Origin of the sequence: Candidatus Erwinia haradaeae, assembly GCF_900698885.1 — a bacterium.
GTDB classification, from domain to species: domain Bacteria; phylum Pseudomonadota; class Gammaproteobacteria; order Enterobacterales; family Enterobacteriaceae; genus Erwinia_E; species Erwinia_E haradaeae_H.
Genome location: NZ_LR217705.1, coordinates 873,656 through 891,911, shown reverse-complemented (window position 1 = coordinate 891,911; position 18,256 = coordinate 873,656). Strand labels below are relative to the sequence as shown.

Annotated in this window: 12 protein-coding genes, 2 tRNA genes and 1 other RNA gene; 8 read left to right on the top strand and 7 right to left on the bottom strand. The window is 29.9% G+C overall.

Annotated features, from left to right (window positions below; translation table 11 throughout):
* The first annotated feature begins 719 nt into the window (after nucleotides 1-719).
* On the top strand, nucleotides 720-2,309 hold the full coding sequence (prfC, locus tag ERCISPPS3390_RS02795) for a peptide chain release factor 3 (RefSeq protein ID WP_197095296.1): 1,590 nt from the start codon (nucleotides 720-722) through the stop codon (nucleotides 2,307-2,309).
* A gap of 944 nt (nucleotides 2,310-3,253) precedes the next feature.
* Here prfC and ERCISPPS3390_RS02790 read toward each other — a convergent pair.
* On the bottom strand, nucleotides 3,254-3,541 hold the full coding sequence (locus tag ERCISPPS3390_RS02790) for an RnfH family protein (RefSeq protein WP_197095295.1): 288 nt from the start codon (nucleotides 3,539-3,541) through the stop codon (nucleotides 3,254-3,256).
* On the bottom strand, nucleotides 3,534-3,971 hold the full coding sequence (locus ERCISPPS3390_RS02785; RefSeq protein WP_197095294.1) for an SRPBCC family protein: 438 nt from the start codon (nucleotides 3,969-3,971) through the stop codon (nucleotides 3,534-3,536). Before ERCISPPS3390_RS02785 ends, ERCISPPS3390_RS02790 begins: the two co-directional genes overlap by 8 nt.
* 819 nt (nucleotides 3,972-4,790) lie before the next feature.
* Between ERCISPPS3390_RS02785 and smpB the strand changes: the two genes are divergently transcribed.
* From smpB to ERCISPPS3390_RS02760, 5 genes are all read left to right on the top strand, one after another.
* Entirely contained in the window at nucleotides 4,791-5,264 is a 474-nt protein-coding gene (smpB, locus tag ERCISPPS3390_RS02780; RefSeq protein ID WP_197095293.1) for an SsrA-binding protein SmpB, read from the top strand.
* A 54-nt stretch (nucleotides 5,265-5,318) separates the two neighbouring features.
* Nucleotides 5,319-5,698, top strand: a transfer-messenger RNA (tmRNA) gene (ssrA, locus tag ERCISPPS3390_RS02775).
* Between the two features lie 1,091 nt (nucleotides 5,699-6,789).
* The gene (purU, locus tag ERCISPPS3390_RS02770) at nucleotides 6,790-7,641 is read left to right on the top strand and encodes a formyltetrahydrofolate deformylase (RefSeq protein WP_197095292.1); all 852 of its coding nucleotides are present in this window, start codon (nucleotides 6,790-6,792) and stop codon (nucleotides 7,639-7,641) included.
* A gap of 297 nt (nucleotides 7,642-7,938) precedes the next feature.
* Nucleotides 7,939-8,014, top strand: a tRNA-Val gene (locus ERCISPPS3390_RS02765).
* Between the two features lie 4 nt (nucleotides 8,015-8,018).
* A tRNA-Lys gene (locus ERCISPPS3390_RS02760) sits at nucleotides 8,019-8,091 on the top strand.
* A gap of 1,415 nt (nucleotides 8,092-9,506) precedes the next feature.
* On the opposite strand, the gene rfaC is transcribed toward ERCISPPS3390_RS02760, so the two are convergent.
* The 4 genes from rfaC to degP all read right to left on the bottom strand — a co-directional run bounded on the left by rfaC (nucleotide 9,507) and on the right by degP (nucleotide 14,177).
* Complete coding sequence (rfaC, locus tag ERCISPPS3390_RS02755; RefSeq protein WP_197095291.1) at nucleotides 9,507-10,472, bottom strand: lipopolysaccharide heptosyltransferase RfaC; 966 nt, start codon at nucleotides 10,470-10,472, stop codon at nucleotides 9,507-9,509.
* The gene (gene waaF / locus ERCISPPS3390_RS02750; RefSeq protein ID WP_197095414.1) at nucleotides 10,473-11,519 is read right to left on the bottom strand and encodes a lipopolysaccharide heptosyltransferase II; all 1,047 of its coding nucleotides are present in this window, start codon (nucleotides 11,517-11,519) and stop codon (nucleotides 10,473-10,475) included.
* A 14-nt stretch (nucleotides 11,520-11,533) separates the two neighbouring features.
* The gene (gene rfaD / locus ERCISPPS3390_RS02745; protein WP_197095290.1) at nucleotides 11,534-12,469 is read right to left on the bottom strand and encodes an ADP-glyceromanno-heptose 6-epimerase; all 936 of its coding nucleotides are present in this window, start codon (nucleotides 12,467-12,469) and stop codon (nucleotides 11,534-11,536) included.
* Between the two features lie 262 nt (nucleotides 12,470-12,731).
* Nucleotides 12,732-14,177, bottom strand: a complete 1,446-nt coding sequence (gene degP, locus ERCISPPS3390_RS02740) for a serine endoprotease DegP (RefSeq protein ID WP_197095413.1) — start codon at nucleotides 14,175-14,177, stop codon at nucleotides 12,732-12,734.
* A 1,151-nt stretch (nucleotides 14,178-15,328) separates the two neighbouring features.
* Between degP and queC the strand changes: the two genes are divergently transcribed.
* Nucleotides 15,329-16,060 carry a 7-cyano-7-deazaguanine synthase QueC gene (gene queC, locus ERCISPPS3390_RS02735; protein WP_197095289.1) on the top strand — a complete coding sequence of 244 codons (732 nt, stop codon included), beginning with the start codon at nucleotides 15,329-15,331 and terminating at the stop codon, nucleotides 16,058-16,060.
* Between the two features lie 459 nt (nucleotides 16,061-16,519).
* Here the strand turns inward: queC and suhB are convergent, their stop codons facing one another.
* The gene (suhB, locus tag ERCISPPS3390_RS02730; protein WP_197095288.1) at nucleotides 16,520-17,305 is read right to left on the bottom strand and encodes an inositol-1-monophosphatase; all 786 of its coding nucleotides are present in this window, start codon (nucleotides 17,303-17,305) and stop codon (nucleotides 16,520-16,522) included.
* Between the two features lie 596 nt (nucleotides 17,306-17,901).
* On the opposite strand from suhB, the gene ERCISPPS3390_RS02725 reads away from it, so the two are divergent.
* Entirely contained in the window at nucleotides 17,902-18,120 is a 219-nt protein-coding gene (locus ERCISPPS3390_RS02725) for a hypothetical protein (protein WP_197095287.1), read from the top strand.
* Nucleotides 18,121-18,256: the final 136 nt, after the last annotated feature.

Genomic DNA, 18,256 nt, shown 5'->3' with positions numbered 1-18,256 from the left:
TTTAAATATTTATAGCGTTCATATTATACAATGTTATAGGTTATAGAAGTAATTACATTTTGCTAGATTCCATGATGTCATTTGGTATGCGTTAGGTTAAAAATATGCATAGTTTTAGACATCATGTACTGTGCGTATGATCATCTTTAGAGATTTTATAAGGTTATTTATCAAATATAATGATGGCGGAAAAAAGGTGTAGAGAATTGTAAGATATTGTATACTGATTTATATTTTACCGCTTTGTATATATAATTGATTTATTATAATGCGTTTCTCTATAGTTTACTGAAAATCACCTGTCAGCATTTTAATAGATTTCACTCTCAGGGATGTGTGGATAAATTGTTTTGTCTTTCTGTTTTATATTTATAGTTTTTTATTAATCAGGTCTTTTAATTTGGACGCCGAACCAGTTAATTGTATTAAGAAGAATTTTTAGAGAATAGTAGACAGTGCGAATTAGTTTATCTAGTGTTATTAACATTACGCGATATATTATCCCTTGTCTGAATATTTTAAGTTAGTGGTAATTTTTTACCTTATCGTTGCATGTATTCTGATATAATCCATGATTCTTCAAACACTCGTTAATCGTGTATAAAATAATAGATTTCACTGACATGAATAAAATATTTACAGTTTAATACAGTCAGTAATAATTTTTACGTTTCAATCCAGTATTGCACAGTATCTCTGTGTTAAATTAGAAGAATTTTATGCTAAATCTATCTTATATGCAAGAGGTCTTGCGCCGACGTACGTTTGCTATTATTGCTCATCCGGATGCTGGTAAAACTACTATTACTGAAAAGGTGCTATTATTCGGACAAGTGTTTCAAATTGCCGCTGGGGTTAAAGGTTCTACTGCTAATAAATACAGCAGATCTGATTGGATGACTATAGAAAAGCAACGTGGTATTTCTGTAACCACGTCCGTAATGCAGTTTCTTTATCAAGGTAGTTTAATTAATCTTCTAGATACTCCAGGACATGAAGATTTTTCTGAAGATACTTATCGCACTCTAACGGCAGTAGATTGCTGTCTCATGTTGATAGATTCCGCAAAAGGCGTAGAAGATCGAACCCGTCAACTTATGAGTGTCACCAGATTGCGAAATACACCGATTATTACTTTTATGAATAAAGTAGATCGTGATATTCGTGATCCTATAGAAGTTCTAGATGAAGTGGAAAGCAACCTTAAAATTATCTGTGCCCCGATAACTTGGCCAATAGGTTGTGGAAAATTATTTAAAGGAGTCTACCATTTATATAAAGATATTATATACCTCTATCGATCTGGTCAAGGTCATACTATTCAGAAAGTAAATAAAATTCAAGGTTTATATAATCCAGATGTAGATACTGCAATTGGCGAGGATCTTGCAGATCAACTGAGAAGCGATCTAGAATTACTTCATGGTGCGTCACATGTATTTAATTGTGAGACATTTAGAAGCGGCGACTTAACTCCAGTATTTTTTGGCACTGCATTAGGTAATTTTGGGGTTGATCACATGCTTGACGGGATTGTTCAGTGGGCGCCACCTCCGATGCCTCGGCGTACAAATTTGCGCACTATAACCGCGAATGATAAAAAATTTAGCGGTTTTGTCTTTAAAATTCAAGCTAATATGGATCCAAAACATCGTGATCGAGTGGCTTTTATGCGAGTAGTCTCTGGAAAATACAAAAAAGGAATGAAATTACATCAAGTTAGAACTGGAAAAGATCTAATGATTGCTTATGCGATAACCTTTATGGCTGATGACCGTTTAAGGGCTACCGAGGCATATCCAGGCGATATAATTGGATTACACAATCATGGCACAATCCATATTGGAGACACCTTTACAGAAGGTGAGAAAATAGAGTTTACTGGTATTCCAAATTTTGCTCCAGAACTATTTCGTCGAATATCTCTTTGTGATCCCATGAAGCAGAAACAACTTCTAAAGGGTTTAATACAACTATCAGAAGAGGGTGCTGTACAAATATTTCGACCGGTACATAATAATGATTTGATTCTTGGAGCAATAGGCGCGCTACAATTTGATGTAGTTGTTTCACGCCTTAAAAATGAATATAACGTTCATGCGGTGTATAAGATGATAAATATCATTACTGCAAGATGGGTAGTATGTGATAATAATAGGGAATTTTCAAAATTTCAGAATTATAATGAGAGCAATTTAGCTATTGATGGTTCTGGTAATTTAACTTATCTTGCCACTAGCATGGTCAAATTACAGATGACCCAAGAACGTTATCCAGAAGTTATTTTTTTGGAGACTTGCGAGCATTAGAAGGAATATATTTGATATTATATTCTGATATGGACTTTTACAATAAAACCTTACAGGTACGATGAGCTGTAAATATTGTGACTATACTTTATGAGTATATATAATAACACAAAAGGTAAGTTATTTATATACAGTTAATAAAAAATATTATTTAGACTTATTATAAGCATGATGTTTGTTGGAATAAGGTTGTGGCTTGATAATAAATCAAAAAAATAATTTTATGCTAACATATAGATTCTTATCATAATTATAGCGCAAAAATCTACATAATAATTAGTAATTTATTTACCAATGCATATATTTATAGTTTATACATATGAACTAAATAATTATTTAGTTTACATTGAGTTTTATCACTATAACTGCAGAGCTTAAACTATATAATATATAATATTTTGTATGTTATAAAGAATAAGATTCTATATATTATAGTGAATGTAGCTTAATATCATACGATTTATTTCTGTTTTTAATTTTTGTTCTTTATGTGATTCAGATGTATGGTTCTATACTTTGCTACCTACCATGTAGATTAGTAAAGATAAAAAACTAACCATACTTCAAAGAGAAATTCTCCTTGAAGTATGGTTAGTTTTTTAGAAATTAATTGATCTTCTTTGCTATAATTAATTATCTAAAATTAAATTGAGATTATTGTATACGTAAAAATAATAAGGTTCGAATAAATACAGAAGTTATTTTGCTATATTTTTATATAAATTAATGGGACATTTTTGTATTGTAGCTTTTAAAAATCTTTTTAAATAGAAGTCACATTTTATGTAGAGTCTTTTATTTTAAAAAGTGTATAGGATATTGTCCTATATGTAAAACAGGATGCATGCTATCTATAGTAGATGCATAAAAATATTAATAAAAATAGATATAATTACAAATGAAATGAATTATATATACCTAGAGTGTCAGAATGTATAGAGATACTAATCTATATTAGTCTTGTTATTTAGTGATACTGAAGAAGATCTTTTTAACGCTATTATAGGGCGATATATTTCAACACGATCACCATTGTGAAGTTTGTCATTTAATGTAACGAATTGATTAAAAATGCCAACTTTATTTTTCTGTAAATTAATTTCTGGACGTAAGTCTAAGATGCCAGAGGCTATAATAGCTTGCTGTACGTTGCTATCTGAAATTAATTCTACACGATAAAGATATTGCTTGTTTGGTAAAGCATAAACAATATCAACTAAAATATTAGACAAAATAAACCTCTTGTGCTCGTCGATTAAATGCTGCTAGAAAGTTTGTGCTTAGTTTTTTACATATCTTATTAAAGGCTAGCTGCATAAATATATTATTAAACTCTATATTTAAATTCAATGTTATTTGGCAAGATTCTGTATTGTGAGCGCTAAAACGCCAGATACCATTAAGTTCTCGAAATGGTCCTTTAATCAATTGTATCTGAATGCTATGATTATTAGTTAATGTATTACGAGTCACTAAGGTTTGGCGCACAATGCCTATCGTAAAAATATCCATAGAAGCGGTAATTTCAACTGGGTTTGAATCTAGAATTTGACTACTAACGCATCCCGATAAAAATTCTGGATAACTCTCTATATCATTAACTAGAGAATACATTTTTGTAACGCTAAATGGTACGAATAAAGAACAATTTATCTGGGTCATACTTGTTCCAGTAATGCCTTTTTATCTTTTCTTATAAACCTAGAAGCTTGTGAATTATTACTTAAAATATTGCACGCCGTTTTTATTTTTATTTTTTAAAAAATTTTATTAATTATCCAAAAAAAGACTTAATTTTTACTATTAATATCAGCTGATTAGATGTTTTAGAGATTCCCTAAATATTTTGTACACTGTTTATATATGACAGTATTTAGAATGTATTCAATATTAAGGTTAATATTTTATATATTATATTAATTTAAAAATAATTATTTTAGAATTACAATAAATTGTAAAATAACTCTCTTTCATCTAATAAAAAATCTTACTTATATTTATATCAATAGGATTTTATGTTAATTCTTTTGTGGATATTGAATAGATTAATTACTATATTTTATAGAATCTTGATATAACTTTCAATCTTTTTAGATTGGCGATAAAATGATATTTTTCATTATATTTTATGATTTAATTTTACAGATAACTTTAATGTAAATTTAATTCTATTTTTGAATTAAGTAATAACTATTATTTAAGTGTAAATAGATAAAATTAAACTAATTATTGCTTTTAATAGTATAGTGATGATTGACAGGATAATGTACACTGCTAAAATAAATAAATAAATAAATAAATAGCTAAATAGCTAAATAGCTAAATTTTTGATATATTCCAGTAGAATAAAAAGTGTTTTATCTATAATATTATTATAGATGCTACATGTAAAATCATTATAGTAATGAAATAAAATATATTTTTTGTTAACTTATTAATCTTTAACAAACTCACTATGGTATTACTAGTGCTTCTATCGTTATGAAGAAATTAACTAAACCTGTTTGTATTTCAATTGCTATGAATAAATATGCTTATTATTCATATTTTATTGAAAAAGAATTTGAAGCCGGATTATTATTGAAAGGATGGGAGGTAAAAGCTCTTCGTGCCGGTCAAGTAAATATTAGAGAAAGTTACATAATTTTACATAGTAAAGAAGCATTTTTAATTAACTCAACGATTTTAGCTCTTCATGTGGTATCACCAGATATGAAGTGTGATGCAAGACGTACTCGAAAGTTACTACTTAATAAGCAAGAGTTGAATATATTGTCTAATATAGTGCAAGGTCATGGATATAGTATTGTTTCATTATCAGTATATTGGAAAAATTCATGGGCTAAATTGAAGATTGGTGTCGGAAAAGGTAAAAAACAATATGACAAGCGAGAAGCAATTAAAGAGCGTGATTGGAAGTTAGAGAAGATACGTATGAAAAAAATAAATTTTTAACTAAATAGTGCAATATGAACAAAATAGATATACTATAAGGGAATGTTATTCCATGGGGCTGATTATGGATTCGACAGAATATGTAAAACTTTAGGAGCATGCCGAGGAGCGGTTTGCCTCGTTAAAAGCCGTAAAAAAATAGTTGCAAATGACGATAGTTTTTCGCCTGCTGCTTTAGCAGCGTAATTAGTCTAATAAACTAAAGGCGTCCTCTCTCCTAGCCTATTCTCTTGAGGACGGGATCAAGAGAGGTCAAACTAATAAAGAGATCGCACATAGGCTTTGCTTTTGGTAGATGTGTTAAATAAAATTAAGCTAGTTTTTAGTGGCGTGTTAGTTCGCAACTATTTAATGAAAATAATAACTATACTAAGCATGTAGTTCTGACAGCAGAACAATTCTGGACGCGGGTTCAACTCCCGCCAGCTCCACCAAAATCTTTCTAAAAATATCAATTATTTTCTAAAATATTTACTCTGTTGAAACTTAGTTACAACCTATATAAAACAGATCCCAGAGTAAATAGATTAAAAAATTTTATACTTTTTATTCTTTTTCTAATATTATTCGTTATTTCTAAGCTTACATCCATGATTGACTTATACTTGAATATTAAATATTTTAGCGTGTTAAATTTATTCAGTTTTAGCACTACCAGGTGAAAACATAATAAAAGAGTTTAAAGATTTAGGAATAAGCACGTATAATATGATATGTCTATAGTTATAATAAAATTTTTTTTTTTTTACTTCAGAACGTGTTTTAAACATATGATTAAAGAATGGATGCATTACATATAATGTATTGAATAATATGTGTTAAGAAAAATAATTGTTAAAATATAGAAAATAATTTTAGAAATATAATCGCTTTGAAGAGTTGGATTTCTTAATAATTTATTATTACATGATGATACTACTATTGTAGTAGATTTTATAGATTATCATGGCATGATATTCTGTATATTATAGTTGTAATAAATTAAAAATATAGATTGAGTACTATGCATGTATGTTAATTAAAAATTGAACCTAATGGCATCTAAAATCATATTTATACTGATATTTCTTATATTATGGTTGATGCCAACGTGTTTTTATCGACACATATTAAGTAATAACACGATTATTTATCTTTTCAACATCAAGAAAAACTGTACTAATTTAGATCACCATTAATAATGATTAATTTATTGAGTAAAGTTTATATAATTTAATATATACTTTATGGTATCAAGTTGTTAAAATTAATAATTTTTTCGCTCTATAATAGTTCTTGGATCAATATCAGAATGTTAATAGACTGTGTAGTGATATAATAAGAAAAGCTTTTCTAAAATATTTTTAATAGTGATTTATTAAAATTAATAAATTTTATTTATAAGCATATGGATTAAATCATGGCGATTATTTTTTTTCAAGCAGGATATGCGTAGTATAGAATTTTTAATTCTACTATAGATTATAATAATATAGTTATTAAGATTAATCAGGGTATTATTGTATATATAAGGATTATAAGGATAATGCAAGAAAGCATACAACAACACAAAATTTTAAAAATTGTATGTCCTGATGCGCCAGGGTTAATTGCAAAAATTACTACTATATGTTATCAGTATAAATTTAATTTTGTAAAAAACAATGAATTTATTGATGAAAAAACTTCTTATTTTTTCATGCGTTCTGAGCTATCTGGTTGTTTTTATTATCAAGACAATTTTTTCAAAGATCTTAATACCTTACTTCCAGTTGGTTCACAATATTCCCTAAAAGATACTGATCGCCGTAAGATTGTTATTTTGGTCGGTCAAGAGGCCCATTGTTTAGGGGATCTATTAATAAAAAGCGCTTATGGTGAGTTGGATGTTGAGATTTCTGCAGTAATTAGCAATCACAAACGATTAAGTGAGTTAGTTAATAGTTTTGATGTGCCATTTATTTTTTTACAACACGAAGGCTTGTCGCGTTTAGAGCAGGAAAATAATATTGCTGATAATATTAATTTTTACCAACCTGATTATATAGTACTTGCTAAATATATGCGTGTGCTTACACCAGACTTTTTGCGTCGTTATCCGAATAAGATTATTAATATTCATCACTCTTTACTTCCTGCATTTGTTGGTTCACATCCATATCACCAGGCTTATGCTCGTGGTGTAAAGATTATTGGCGCTACTGCACATTACGTAACTAATCAGTTAGATGCTGGTCCCATTATCATGCAGGATGCTATTCATATTGATCACAGTTATTCAGTAGAAGATATGATGCGAGTCGGTCATGATGTGGAAAAAAACGTACTTAATCGGGCATTGAATAAAATTTTGAAGCATCGGGTCTTTTTAAATGGTAATCGTACTATTTTGTTATAACAGAAAGATTATCATTTCAGGCGGAATATAAATCTGTACTATATCTAATAAATTTAAGAAGAATGACTTGTTTATAATGTTGGCGTATTATTACAAATTGTTCACTTTTAAAGTATAGGTATCTATTTAATCTATATAAATACAACTGTGTATCTAATTATAATAATATATAACATATTACACTAAGTGTATATTACAAGATTTTTAAAAAGTTTGCATTAAGGGAAAGATAGATATCGCAAAATTATTGACTTAGTTGATGAATGATATATAATAATAATGTTATTCGTATCATGCGGGTGATTAGCTCAGTTGGTAGAGCACCTCCTTTACACGGAGGGGGTCGGCGGTTCGAGCCCGTCATTACCCACCATATTGGGTCGTTAGCTCAGTTGGTAGAGCAGTTGACTTTTAATCAATTGGTCGCAGGTTCAAGTCCTGCACGACCCATCATACATATATTTAAAGAAAAATTAGATAAAAATTTCGCTTGAAATCTGTCAGATAAATAGTAAAGTTTCATAGAAATAGTTCATATGTAATTTACTACACTAGATTTTGATATACGGATGAATTTTATATATTTATTAATTTACTACATATTTAACAAGATTAACAGTGTTTATCATTTTTAAAAAATGCATATTCAATAAATAATCATTAATAAATACAGTAGTGTTTATTAAATTTTTTACATTTCTCTTCTTGATTACCATCATTCATATTTTCAGTAAATTATAAATAATTTAATTTTTTTGAAATGAATCATAACGAAAGCCATCTATAGTATATAATTTCGTATTATAGCTAAATTGGTGATAGTTTTAGCAATATTAGCTTTTCTACCGTATTAGTACATTTAATATGTAATAACATTTTTTGTTGAACTAAAACATCATAAAAATGATCGTAAACATAATAAGTAGAATAAATTTTTATTCCTGATGGTTTTATTAATTTTTTACAAGTATTTTTGAGTAAATTGCAACTTTTTAAAAATACTATCATATCTCACTTCTGGGTTGACCATTAATAATCGAAAAAATTAATGATATTTTATAATATCATCTCTCCATGCAGGATAATCTAAAAGATTGACTAATAGGTCTGCTCATATAAATATCAATGTGATTAAAAGAGATAGACACATTTTTAAAAACCACTAAATATTACGTGATTATGTAATTTTTTTCATTCATTAAGAGTAATAGTGTTATTTTTCTAGGTTTTTTCAGAAATATCTAGAATTGTATTTTACTCAAGAAGAATTAATTCATGCAATGTCAACGGAGAGATTCTAATATCTTTAAGACTTACCAAACGTGATGTCGCCTCAAGTCGTACTGGTTAAGAAAGGGATTTTTTATATGATTAATATAAATATGATTTTTAAAACGATTGAAAACTATAAGGTAAAAACAAGGAAGATTAAAACATAACTCTATAATCATCTTGATGTTTTTAAAATGAACATAATACCATCTAGTATACCAAAAAAGTGTGTTATTTTAGTATTTATTGCAAATTATCATGCTAAGCTTTTATCCTAGCTTAGGAGTTGAAATTTTTTTTGTTTTATGGAAAATTTAGGGATAAAAATCCCAAGACATAACATAATCAGTAGATATTTTAGAAATTTTCTATAATGGCTAATATTTTTTAAAATTGTAGACAAAGTATAGGTGGATTATTAAATAATGGTTAAGAAAATATATTTTTGCTCTTAATACGACATTGAATCCCAGTGGCATAATATTGATTATGTAAAGAATTATAATCTTCTGATTAGAAGAAAAAATTAACATATTGTAATAATAAGTGCTTAACTCCTCTCATTTACGTTAAAGTAATTAGATTAAAATCTCTCATTTGAGAAGCCTTTTTAGAATTAATTGAATTTTTTCAGGGCTGATTTCCGCCATGTTTTTTTGTAAGGAAAGCACTGAAATTTGATTATGACCATAACCACCAATCAAATCTACGTTAGTTGGTCCATATAAAGTAATATTCGGACAGTTGAGAGCGGCAGCGAGCTGACTTAATCCTGTATCTACAGAGATTATTGCTTTAGCCCCTATAAGTATATGGGCTATCTCCTGTAGCATCAGTTTAGGTAAGACTTCTACATAACTTAAATCTTGCGCTAACCTTTGCGCACGTAAGAATTCATCGTGCGTTCCCCAGGGTAGTTTAATAGTTATTCCTTCAGATTGTAAAGAGTTAATAAGCGTCCTCCAATGAGTCTCTGGCCATTGTTTGTTACCTTTTGTAGTTGCGTGCACAAAGACCAGATAGTTATTAGTTTTTATTGGTTGATTTTTTTTAAAGTGTTGTAGAATTCCATAATCACCCATTGTTTTTGGTAGTGTATAGTTCAGGCTTTTTGCAAAGAGGCTTCGTATTCGTTGCACAGCATGTTGATTTTTGTTGATAGCATAGCGCTTATCATACCACCAGCTAGCAACAGGTTCTCTTATGCTGCACATATCACCTCCGTGTTTCACACCTGTAGCAAGGCGGCTTATTAAGGCAGCGCTTTTTATTAAGCCCTGAGCGTCAATCACTGCATCATAAGAGCGATTTTGTATGGCATTTTTAAAATTAATACGTTCTTTTCGTATTAACTTTTTAAACCAATTTTTTCGCCAGCGACGAATGGCTACCGGAATAACATGAGAAACTGCTGGGTGCCAAGTAGGAATCTCAGAAAAGCTCTCTTCTATGACCCATTCGCAATACATATTAGGAAAAGCTAATTTAGCGTCAGTCAGTGCAGGTAGTGAATGTATCACATCCCCCATGGAGGAAGTTTTAATCATTAAAACTAACATTTATACTCCTACAGCGTAATGTAAGAGTTTTAGTTCCATCATAACTCTTTCTGGTGTAATTTTGATGAGGCTAGGATGATATTCTTCATGGGCGTTTCTTTTTTGTAATGAATCACAGTTACTAACTAAAGAAATGATTTTAGATTTTTTTGATAAAGGGGGGGTAAAACTAGGATTGCTAGGCCCATATAGCGCGATTAATGGACGATCTAGAGCAGCAGCAACATGCATAAGCCCGGAATCATTACTAATTACAGTATGACAGCAGGATAGTAGAACTACAGCTTGTTTCAGATCAGTCCTACCAATAAGATTATAAGAATGGTTTTTGATTTCCTGAGAAAGATTTAGTAGAATGCGCTCTCCAGTAATAAAATCTTTAGTAGAGCCAAGTAAGAGAATTTGATATCCATTTTTAATTAAAAACTCTGCTAGTTGCGCATAATGATAGTGTGGCCATTTTTTCAAAGGATTAGATTCAGCTCCGGGGCAAAATCCAATAATAGGTCGTTTCGAATGTATTTTAAAAGTATACAGAGCTATCTCTTTTTCTTTTTCTTGTACTTTAAGGGCCGGCATATAAAGTGGTTTAGGGAGATCTCTGCTACTACTTATACGTGATCTATGATAACATAGTGCTATATATCGTTGCACCATTAGTGGAAAATCAGTATTGTTCAATATACGCATGTCATTAAGCAATCCATAGCGCATTTCACCTCTCCATCCTATGCGATGTGGGATTTTAGCAAAAAAAGGAATAAGCGCGGATTTAAGAGAACCTGGTAGAACAAAGGCTTGGTCATAATTTTTTTTACGCAGCATTTGACCTAATCGCCAACGCATAGGTAGCGCAACTATATTGTGCCCTACAGGTAAAAGTAACGCTTCATTAACTTCTGGCATTCTCGAGAGCAAAGGATGACACCATGCAGGAGCCATCACATCGATCATGATATTAGGATTTTGGCTTTTTAGAGTACGATAAAGGCTTTGTGACATCATCATATCACCAATCCAAGAAGGGCCTATTACTAGAATTTTAATCTTTTCAGAATTGATCATGCTTTATATTGTAGCCATTTTATGTAATTTTTTACACCTTTAGACACAGTTTCAAATGATTTTTTATAACCTATCTTTCTTAGTTTTTTAAGATCAGCTTGCGTAAAAGCTTGATAGAATCCTCTAAGTTTTTCTGGAAATGGAATGTATTCAATTACACTATTTGCATAAAATTTTAGCATTACATTAGCTATTTCTTGAAAAGATACTGCTTGACCAGATCCACAATTAAAAATACCTGAAACTGAGTTTTCTAAACACCATAGATTTACTGATGCTACATCTTTAACATAAATAAAATCTCGCTTAAAATTATTACTTCCTACAAATAACTGAGCGTTTTTGTTATTTTTTAGTTGTTGATAGAGCTGTAGAACTATACTAGCCATGTTTCCTTTATGTGTTTCACGTTCTCCATAGACATTGAAATAGCGTAAGCCACATATCTGTGATGATGCTTTTGGTAGAATCTTACGAACATAATTGTCGAACAGCATTTTTGAATATCCATATATATTAAGCGGTCTCTCATTTTGACGTTCTTCAAGAAAGTTGCAGGTATTTTGACCATAGATTGCAGCAGAAGAAGCGTATAAAAATGGAATATTTTTTTTTAGACACCAATGTAGGAGTTCTTTTGAGTATTGATAGTTATTATCCATCATGTATTTACCATCCCATTCAGTAGTAGAAGAGCACGCTCCTTCATGGAACACAGCTGCTATATTGAGAAAGTAATTAGTGCTTTTTGTAATAGCAATCCGAAAATCGATTTTATCGATATAATCGGCAATATCAAGATCTGATAAATTTAAAAATTTAGCACCATTTTTTAGATTATCTACAACTAGAATATCAGTATGACCCTGACGGTTAAAAGTATCAATAATATTACTTCCAATAAGTCCGGCGCCGCCTGTAACAATTATCATAACTTTTACCTTACAAAATTAGCCTGGCATTAAATAATTTTTTTATTTTTATGATTGTTATATAAATTTTCTAAATTTATGATTAAAGGCAGAGTTTGATGTAGCATCCATTGTTTTTTTAACAGCATTACATTATTTTACTAAAATGATTAGAAGAATGAAATAATGGCAAGAAAACTATTGGTCTCATTTGATCATAAAAGCACTTCCAGTAAAAATGACTCTCATTAGAATTGCAAAATAAAATTTTTATTTTACATTTTTATTGCATCAATAAGTAAATTAAGTTCTCACCACGTTTAATACTTAACGCAACTACTGTAGGTTTGCTATCAAGCACTTTTTTTAGTTCAGTTAAGTTACTAATAGGCTGTTGGTTTACTCCAAGAATGATATCATCTCTTTTGAGTCCTATGCGTGCTGCAGCTGACCCTGTTGTCAGGGTTTCAATTTGCACTCCCTTGATATCTTTTTTGTTATAATTTTTAAGATTTGCTCCCTCAATACCATCGTAAATACTACCAGAAGAAGCTCTTTCTGTGTTGCTTTCTTGTAAAGCCAGTTTTGTTTTTATTAGCTTTCCATTACGTATTAATCCAAGTTCTATAGTAGTTCCTACTGGAAGGGATCCAATTTGAGCGCGTAGAGCCGCAAAGCTAGAGATTGTTTTATTATTGATTAATATAATTATATCCCCTGCATGAATGCCAGCCTTATCTGCAGAAGATTGAGGCAAGACTTGACTAACAAATGCACCTCTTTGAATATTTACTTTCATTGCTTTAGCTAGCTCCGAGTTTAGCTCGGTTCCAATAATTCCTAATTCTCCTCTTCTCACTTGTCCATAAGCAATCATTTGATTGCATAGATTTTTTACCATGTTTGATGGAATAGCAAACCCAATACCAATATTGCCACCGTCTGGAGCCAGAATAGCAGTATTAATCCCGATTAACTCGCCATTTAAATTTACAAGCGCCCCTCCTGAGTTTCCACGGTTAATTGCAGCATCGGTTTGAATAAAATTTTCATAGTTTTCAACATTCAATCCACTTCGACCTAGGGCAGAAATAATCCCAGATGTCACAGTTTCACCAAGACCATATGGATTGCCAATGGCGACGGTGTAATCTCCAACGCGCAAACTATCAGAGTCTGACATTATAATGGCTGTTAAATTTTTGGCTTTTAGAACCTGAATTAAAGCAATATCAGAACGAGGATCTTTACCAATTACTTTAGCATCATACTTGTCTCCGTCACTAAATTGTACTTGAATTTTTGTGGCGTTTTCTAGTACATGATTATTAGTGACGATGTAGCCTTTTATGGAGTCAATAATAACTCCGGAACCTAGAGATCGAAATTTTTGCTGTGGAACTTCCGCTCCATAATTATCATTAGAGCTATTTCCTTGGCACAGTGGGGAGCCAAAAAATGGAGACCCTTCTTGACATAAGGGTGATGAAGGTCCACCAAAGAAAGGTTGAAATTGCTGCATAGGTTCTGTCTTGCGTGTCATTGCGCCTTCAACATTAACGCTTACAACTGATGGCATAACTTTCTCTAGCATAGGAGCTAGACTTGTTAATTGCATAGCATTGACGGGATGACAGATATTTTTAATATTATCAGCCTCCACTGGAATTGGTAGAGTTAAATTGAGACCTAAAATTAATGTGTGTAATAATAAAATCTTTTTTTGCATCATAATAATTCTCTAGTGACTCCATATCAGTAGTAATAAAGTGTATTATTTATCAGATATTTGATATTTATAATAAATGGATATTTTAGCATGATATGTATAAATATATTTGTACTATTTATGTATGATAATAGTTAAATATAGTCAGTATTACCTATATCATGCTGCTAAAGAGATTTTTTTTTTAAATTCTTTAGTTTTTGCTATAAATAAGTACGACATGTGTCTTCTAGTATCATTATAGTTCTCAATATTTAAAAATAAGAACACAGGGTATTGTTAATAATATTTTTAGTTTTTGAAAGTTTTAGCGGACTACATAGTATTTTTTCTTTATAAGTAACATTACTCACATGTGAAGTCTTAATAAAATAATGAAATTTGTGGTATTCTATTTTGTGGTATTCTATTGAGTAATATGTGCTTATGCGGGTAATCTCTCTAGTATTAAAAGAATGAAGTACTCTTACGATCCTGATGATGGTCAAATATTTTAAAAATTTTTGAATGAGATAGATATGATTTGAATATTTTTATATATATTTTTATATACATTAAGTAAAAATAATATTTTAACGAAAGGCCACGAACTTAAATTATTTTGTATAATGTTTTAATTTTATCGCATTCTATTTGAAATTATAAGAATAAATAAGTAATTATAAATTTAGTGGATTTTTTAGAGAGAGCTGTTTACGATAAAGAATTAGCATCTTATTAAAAATTTATATTTATTTTGGAGTTGCATTACTATTGAATAAATAGCAATATTGAAACATACGTTGTAAGAATCAAGCAGATTACTCTTATTTTTAGGATAGATAAATCGTAGATTTATATATTTATTTTACATTAATAAATATATAAATTATCAATAAATATTAACAATTTTTTTAAAGTTAAGCATTAGTTTATTATATATTAATAGGATTTATTTTTATTAGTTTTATCTCTAAAGAAAGATAATTGTAAATTTTTCAAGTTAATTACTTAACGAGTTTTACTGATAGCAGAATAAAGCCTATAATAGTATTATTATATATTATAATACTTTATAACCTACATGGATGTATTGTACAAAATTATTAATAATTTTCTAGTAGAAGGTATTTTATGCTTAACTTAAGAGCCTATGTATTAAGGATGAAGTAATGCAAAATACTGCTGTAGTGCTTTTTAGTGGCGGTCAAGATTCTACTATATGCTTGATACAGGCCATTCGAGAATATGAGTTCGTTCATTGTATTACCTTTGATTATGGTCAACGTCATAGCTATGAGCTAGATGTAGCACGGGATATTGCCAAGAAGCTAGGGGTCAGTTCACATAAGTTCATTAATGTTTCTATTCTAAATGATTTGATTTCTTGCAGCTTAACGAGAAAAAATTTGTCTGTTTCTAATTTTAGTAAACAACAAGACATGGATTTACCTGATACTTTTGTGCCTGGACGTAATATTATTTTCTTAACATTGGCTTCAGTATATGCTTATCAGTTAAAGGCAGAAACATTGATTACAGGAGTTTGTCAAACAGATTATTCAGGATATCCTGATTGCCGAAATGAATTTATCATAGCTTTGAATACTGCGATATCATTAGGTATATCAAGAAAATTAATTTTTAAAACTCCATTAATGTGGCTTACTAAATCTGAAATATGGGCATTGGCGGATATATTAGGTGTATTACATTTTGTAATAAATGAGACTATAACATGTTATAATGGGATCAAGAGTGATGGGTGCGGACAATGTAATGCCTGTCACTTGCGCAATAAAGGTCTTAGAGAATATTTAAGTAATCAAAATACTGTAAAAAATAGTTTACATAATAAGAAAACTTTATATCAAACTGATGCAAGAACTGATACAAGTTCTTAAAATATGAGATATAAAGAATATATGGACATTACATAAATTACATAAGTTGCACAAGCTCAATAACTTACATAAAGACTATAGCCCCGCGATACAGGCATCTTCATTTTATTATTTATAATTTGCATAAAGAGAGTAACTAATACTTTACTTTAACAAAGAACTTTAGTGGATATATTGCAGCATTATATATATCTTAAGTAATTAATTACTGATGATAAGGATTTAAGTCTTTTAACAGTTTATATAGATTTTAATTTTTTTCACATATTTGGGAATATTATTATTTTACTCTTCAGGTAAATCATGGCAGGACTCTCATCTGTTTATAGTGTTTGTTATTTTTATTTAAGTGATTTATTTTCTTTCTATTAGCATAAACTATATTAAAAATAAATCGCTCAAATAGTGTAAATATTTTTGTGAAAATTTGTATATAGAACAAATCTATAGCATTATTTTTCACTGTTTCAGACGTATCTGATGCAGAATTGATTGTACAATACGTGCGTTACCTGCTATAAGATTGCCGGAAAAAAAATAATTATTGTCACCATTAAAATCAGTAACTAGTCCACCAGCTTCTCTTACTAATAAATCCCCAGCAGTGAAATCACGTGGTTTTAGGTTTATGGCATAATATCCATCAAGCCGACCGGAAGCTACATAAGCCAAATCTAAAGCAACTGAACCACTATGACGAAAATCAGCACATTTATAAAGGAGTTTTTGAACAGCATTAACGGCAGAAATATTATTTTCATGTTCTTGAAATATAGCATTAGTTGATAAAAGAGCCTCACTTAAAGATCGGAGAGAGCTTCCTCTTAATCTATAACCATTTAATTGTGTTCCATGACCTCTCCAAGCGCAAAATAATTCATTACGCATTGGATCATATACTACAGCGATCTCACTGCGTCCTTTAACGCGTGTCGCAATAGAAATGCTAAAATGTGGAAGCCTTTTAAGATAGTTAATATTGTCATCTAGCACATTGATTATCCATTGTACTTTTTCAGTCTTTTGATATATTTGACTATCATTTTCTGTAAAAATAATGTGATCTGGATAAGACTTGAATATAATATCAATTATTTGGCGTTTCGCTTTTCTTTCAACAAAATTAGTTAAGTCATGATTACCTTTTTGCTTTAATTCAGCGGAATCTGCTGTGTCATAGTATTTTGTGACGATGTTTCCGGCCTGTCGTACAGCCCGGATAGCAATGTTGAGCATTGGATTCATAAGTGTTATAATCTCCGTAAGTGTTAAATAATAAAATAGAATCAGTGTGATTGATAGAAGCTTATTGCACAAAGTGAGATAATCACCTTTAAAAAACTGTCACATTGTTTCACCTTAATAATGATAAAATTTATATATGAGTTCTTAAATTAAGAAATAGTGTTCAGTAGTAATAATAAAGATTACTAGTAAATACCTTGTATTAAGATGTAGATGTATTTGCATGAAGTACCATATAGTATTCATTATTTTATTAAGGGTAGAATTTAATATATAAGAGATACTATTGAGAGTTCTAAGTATTAAATAGTCCTGGTTTTTTTATAAAAATCCATATCTTCTAGAGCTCTATATAATATAATTATTTATATTAAGTGCACTAATTATTTATTGATAGATATTAAGGATTTGTACGTGGTTGGATTGCACTCTTTTATAGCATTAAATATTAAAGAATATTTTGTCTTAGTAAGATTTATCTAACTTTATTTAATATAAGTATTGTTTTCAAAAAATAGGAGGTTATACGTATAATGTATTGGTTTTAAAGAGAATTGGTACAATCCCAAGGTGTAAAACGTGCATAGGAGTGGATAATGGATGAAGCAGATTTAGCTCAAAAGCGTGAGCAAGATATTATTAACGCAGCACTATCATCCCGCGAAAAAAGCTTGCAAAGTCCAGATGGAAAATGTATTTGGTGCAAAGATGAGAATGTTGTTGCAGGAACAGCATTTTGCTCAGCGGAGTGCGGAGATGATTATAATAAGTATCAGAGGGAAATGAAGCAACGGCTAGGTAGGCAATATCAATAATAGAGATTATAACAACATATATGGATGGCCGGGGGATCTATTTATACTGAAATCCGTTGATATAAAGCAATGATCATAAGGAGGTGCTTAAAATATAAATTTTATAATATACACGCACAATTATATCTGATATATA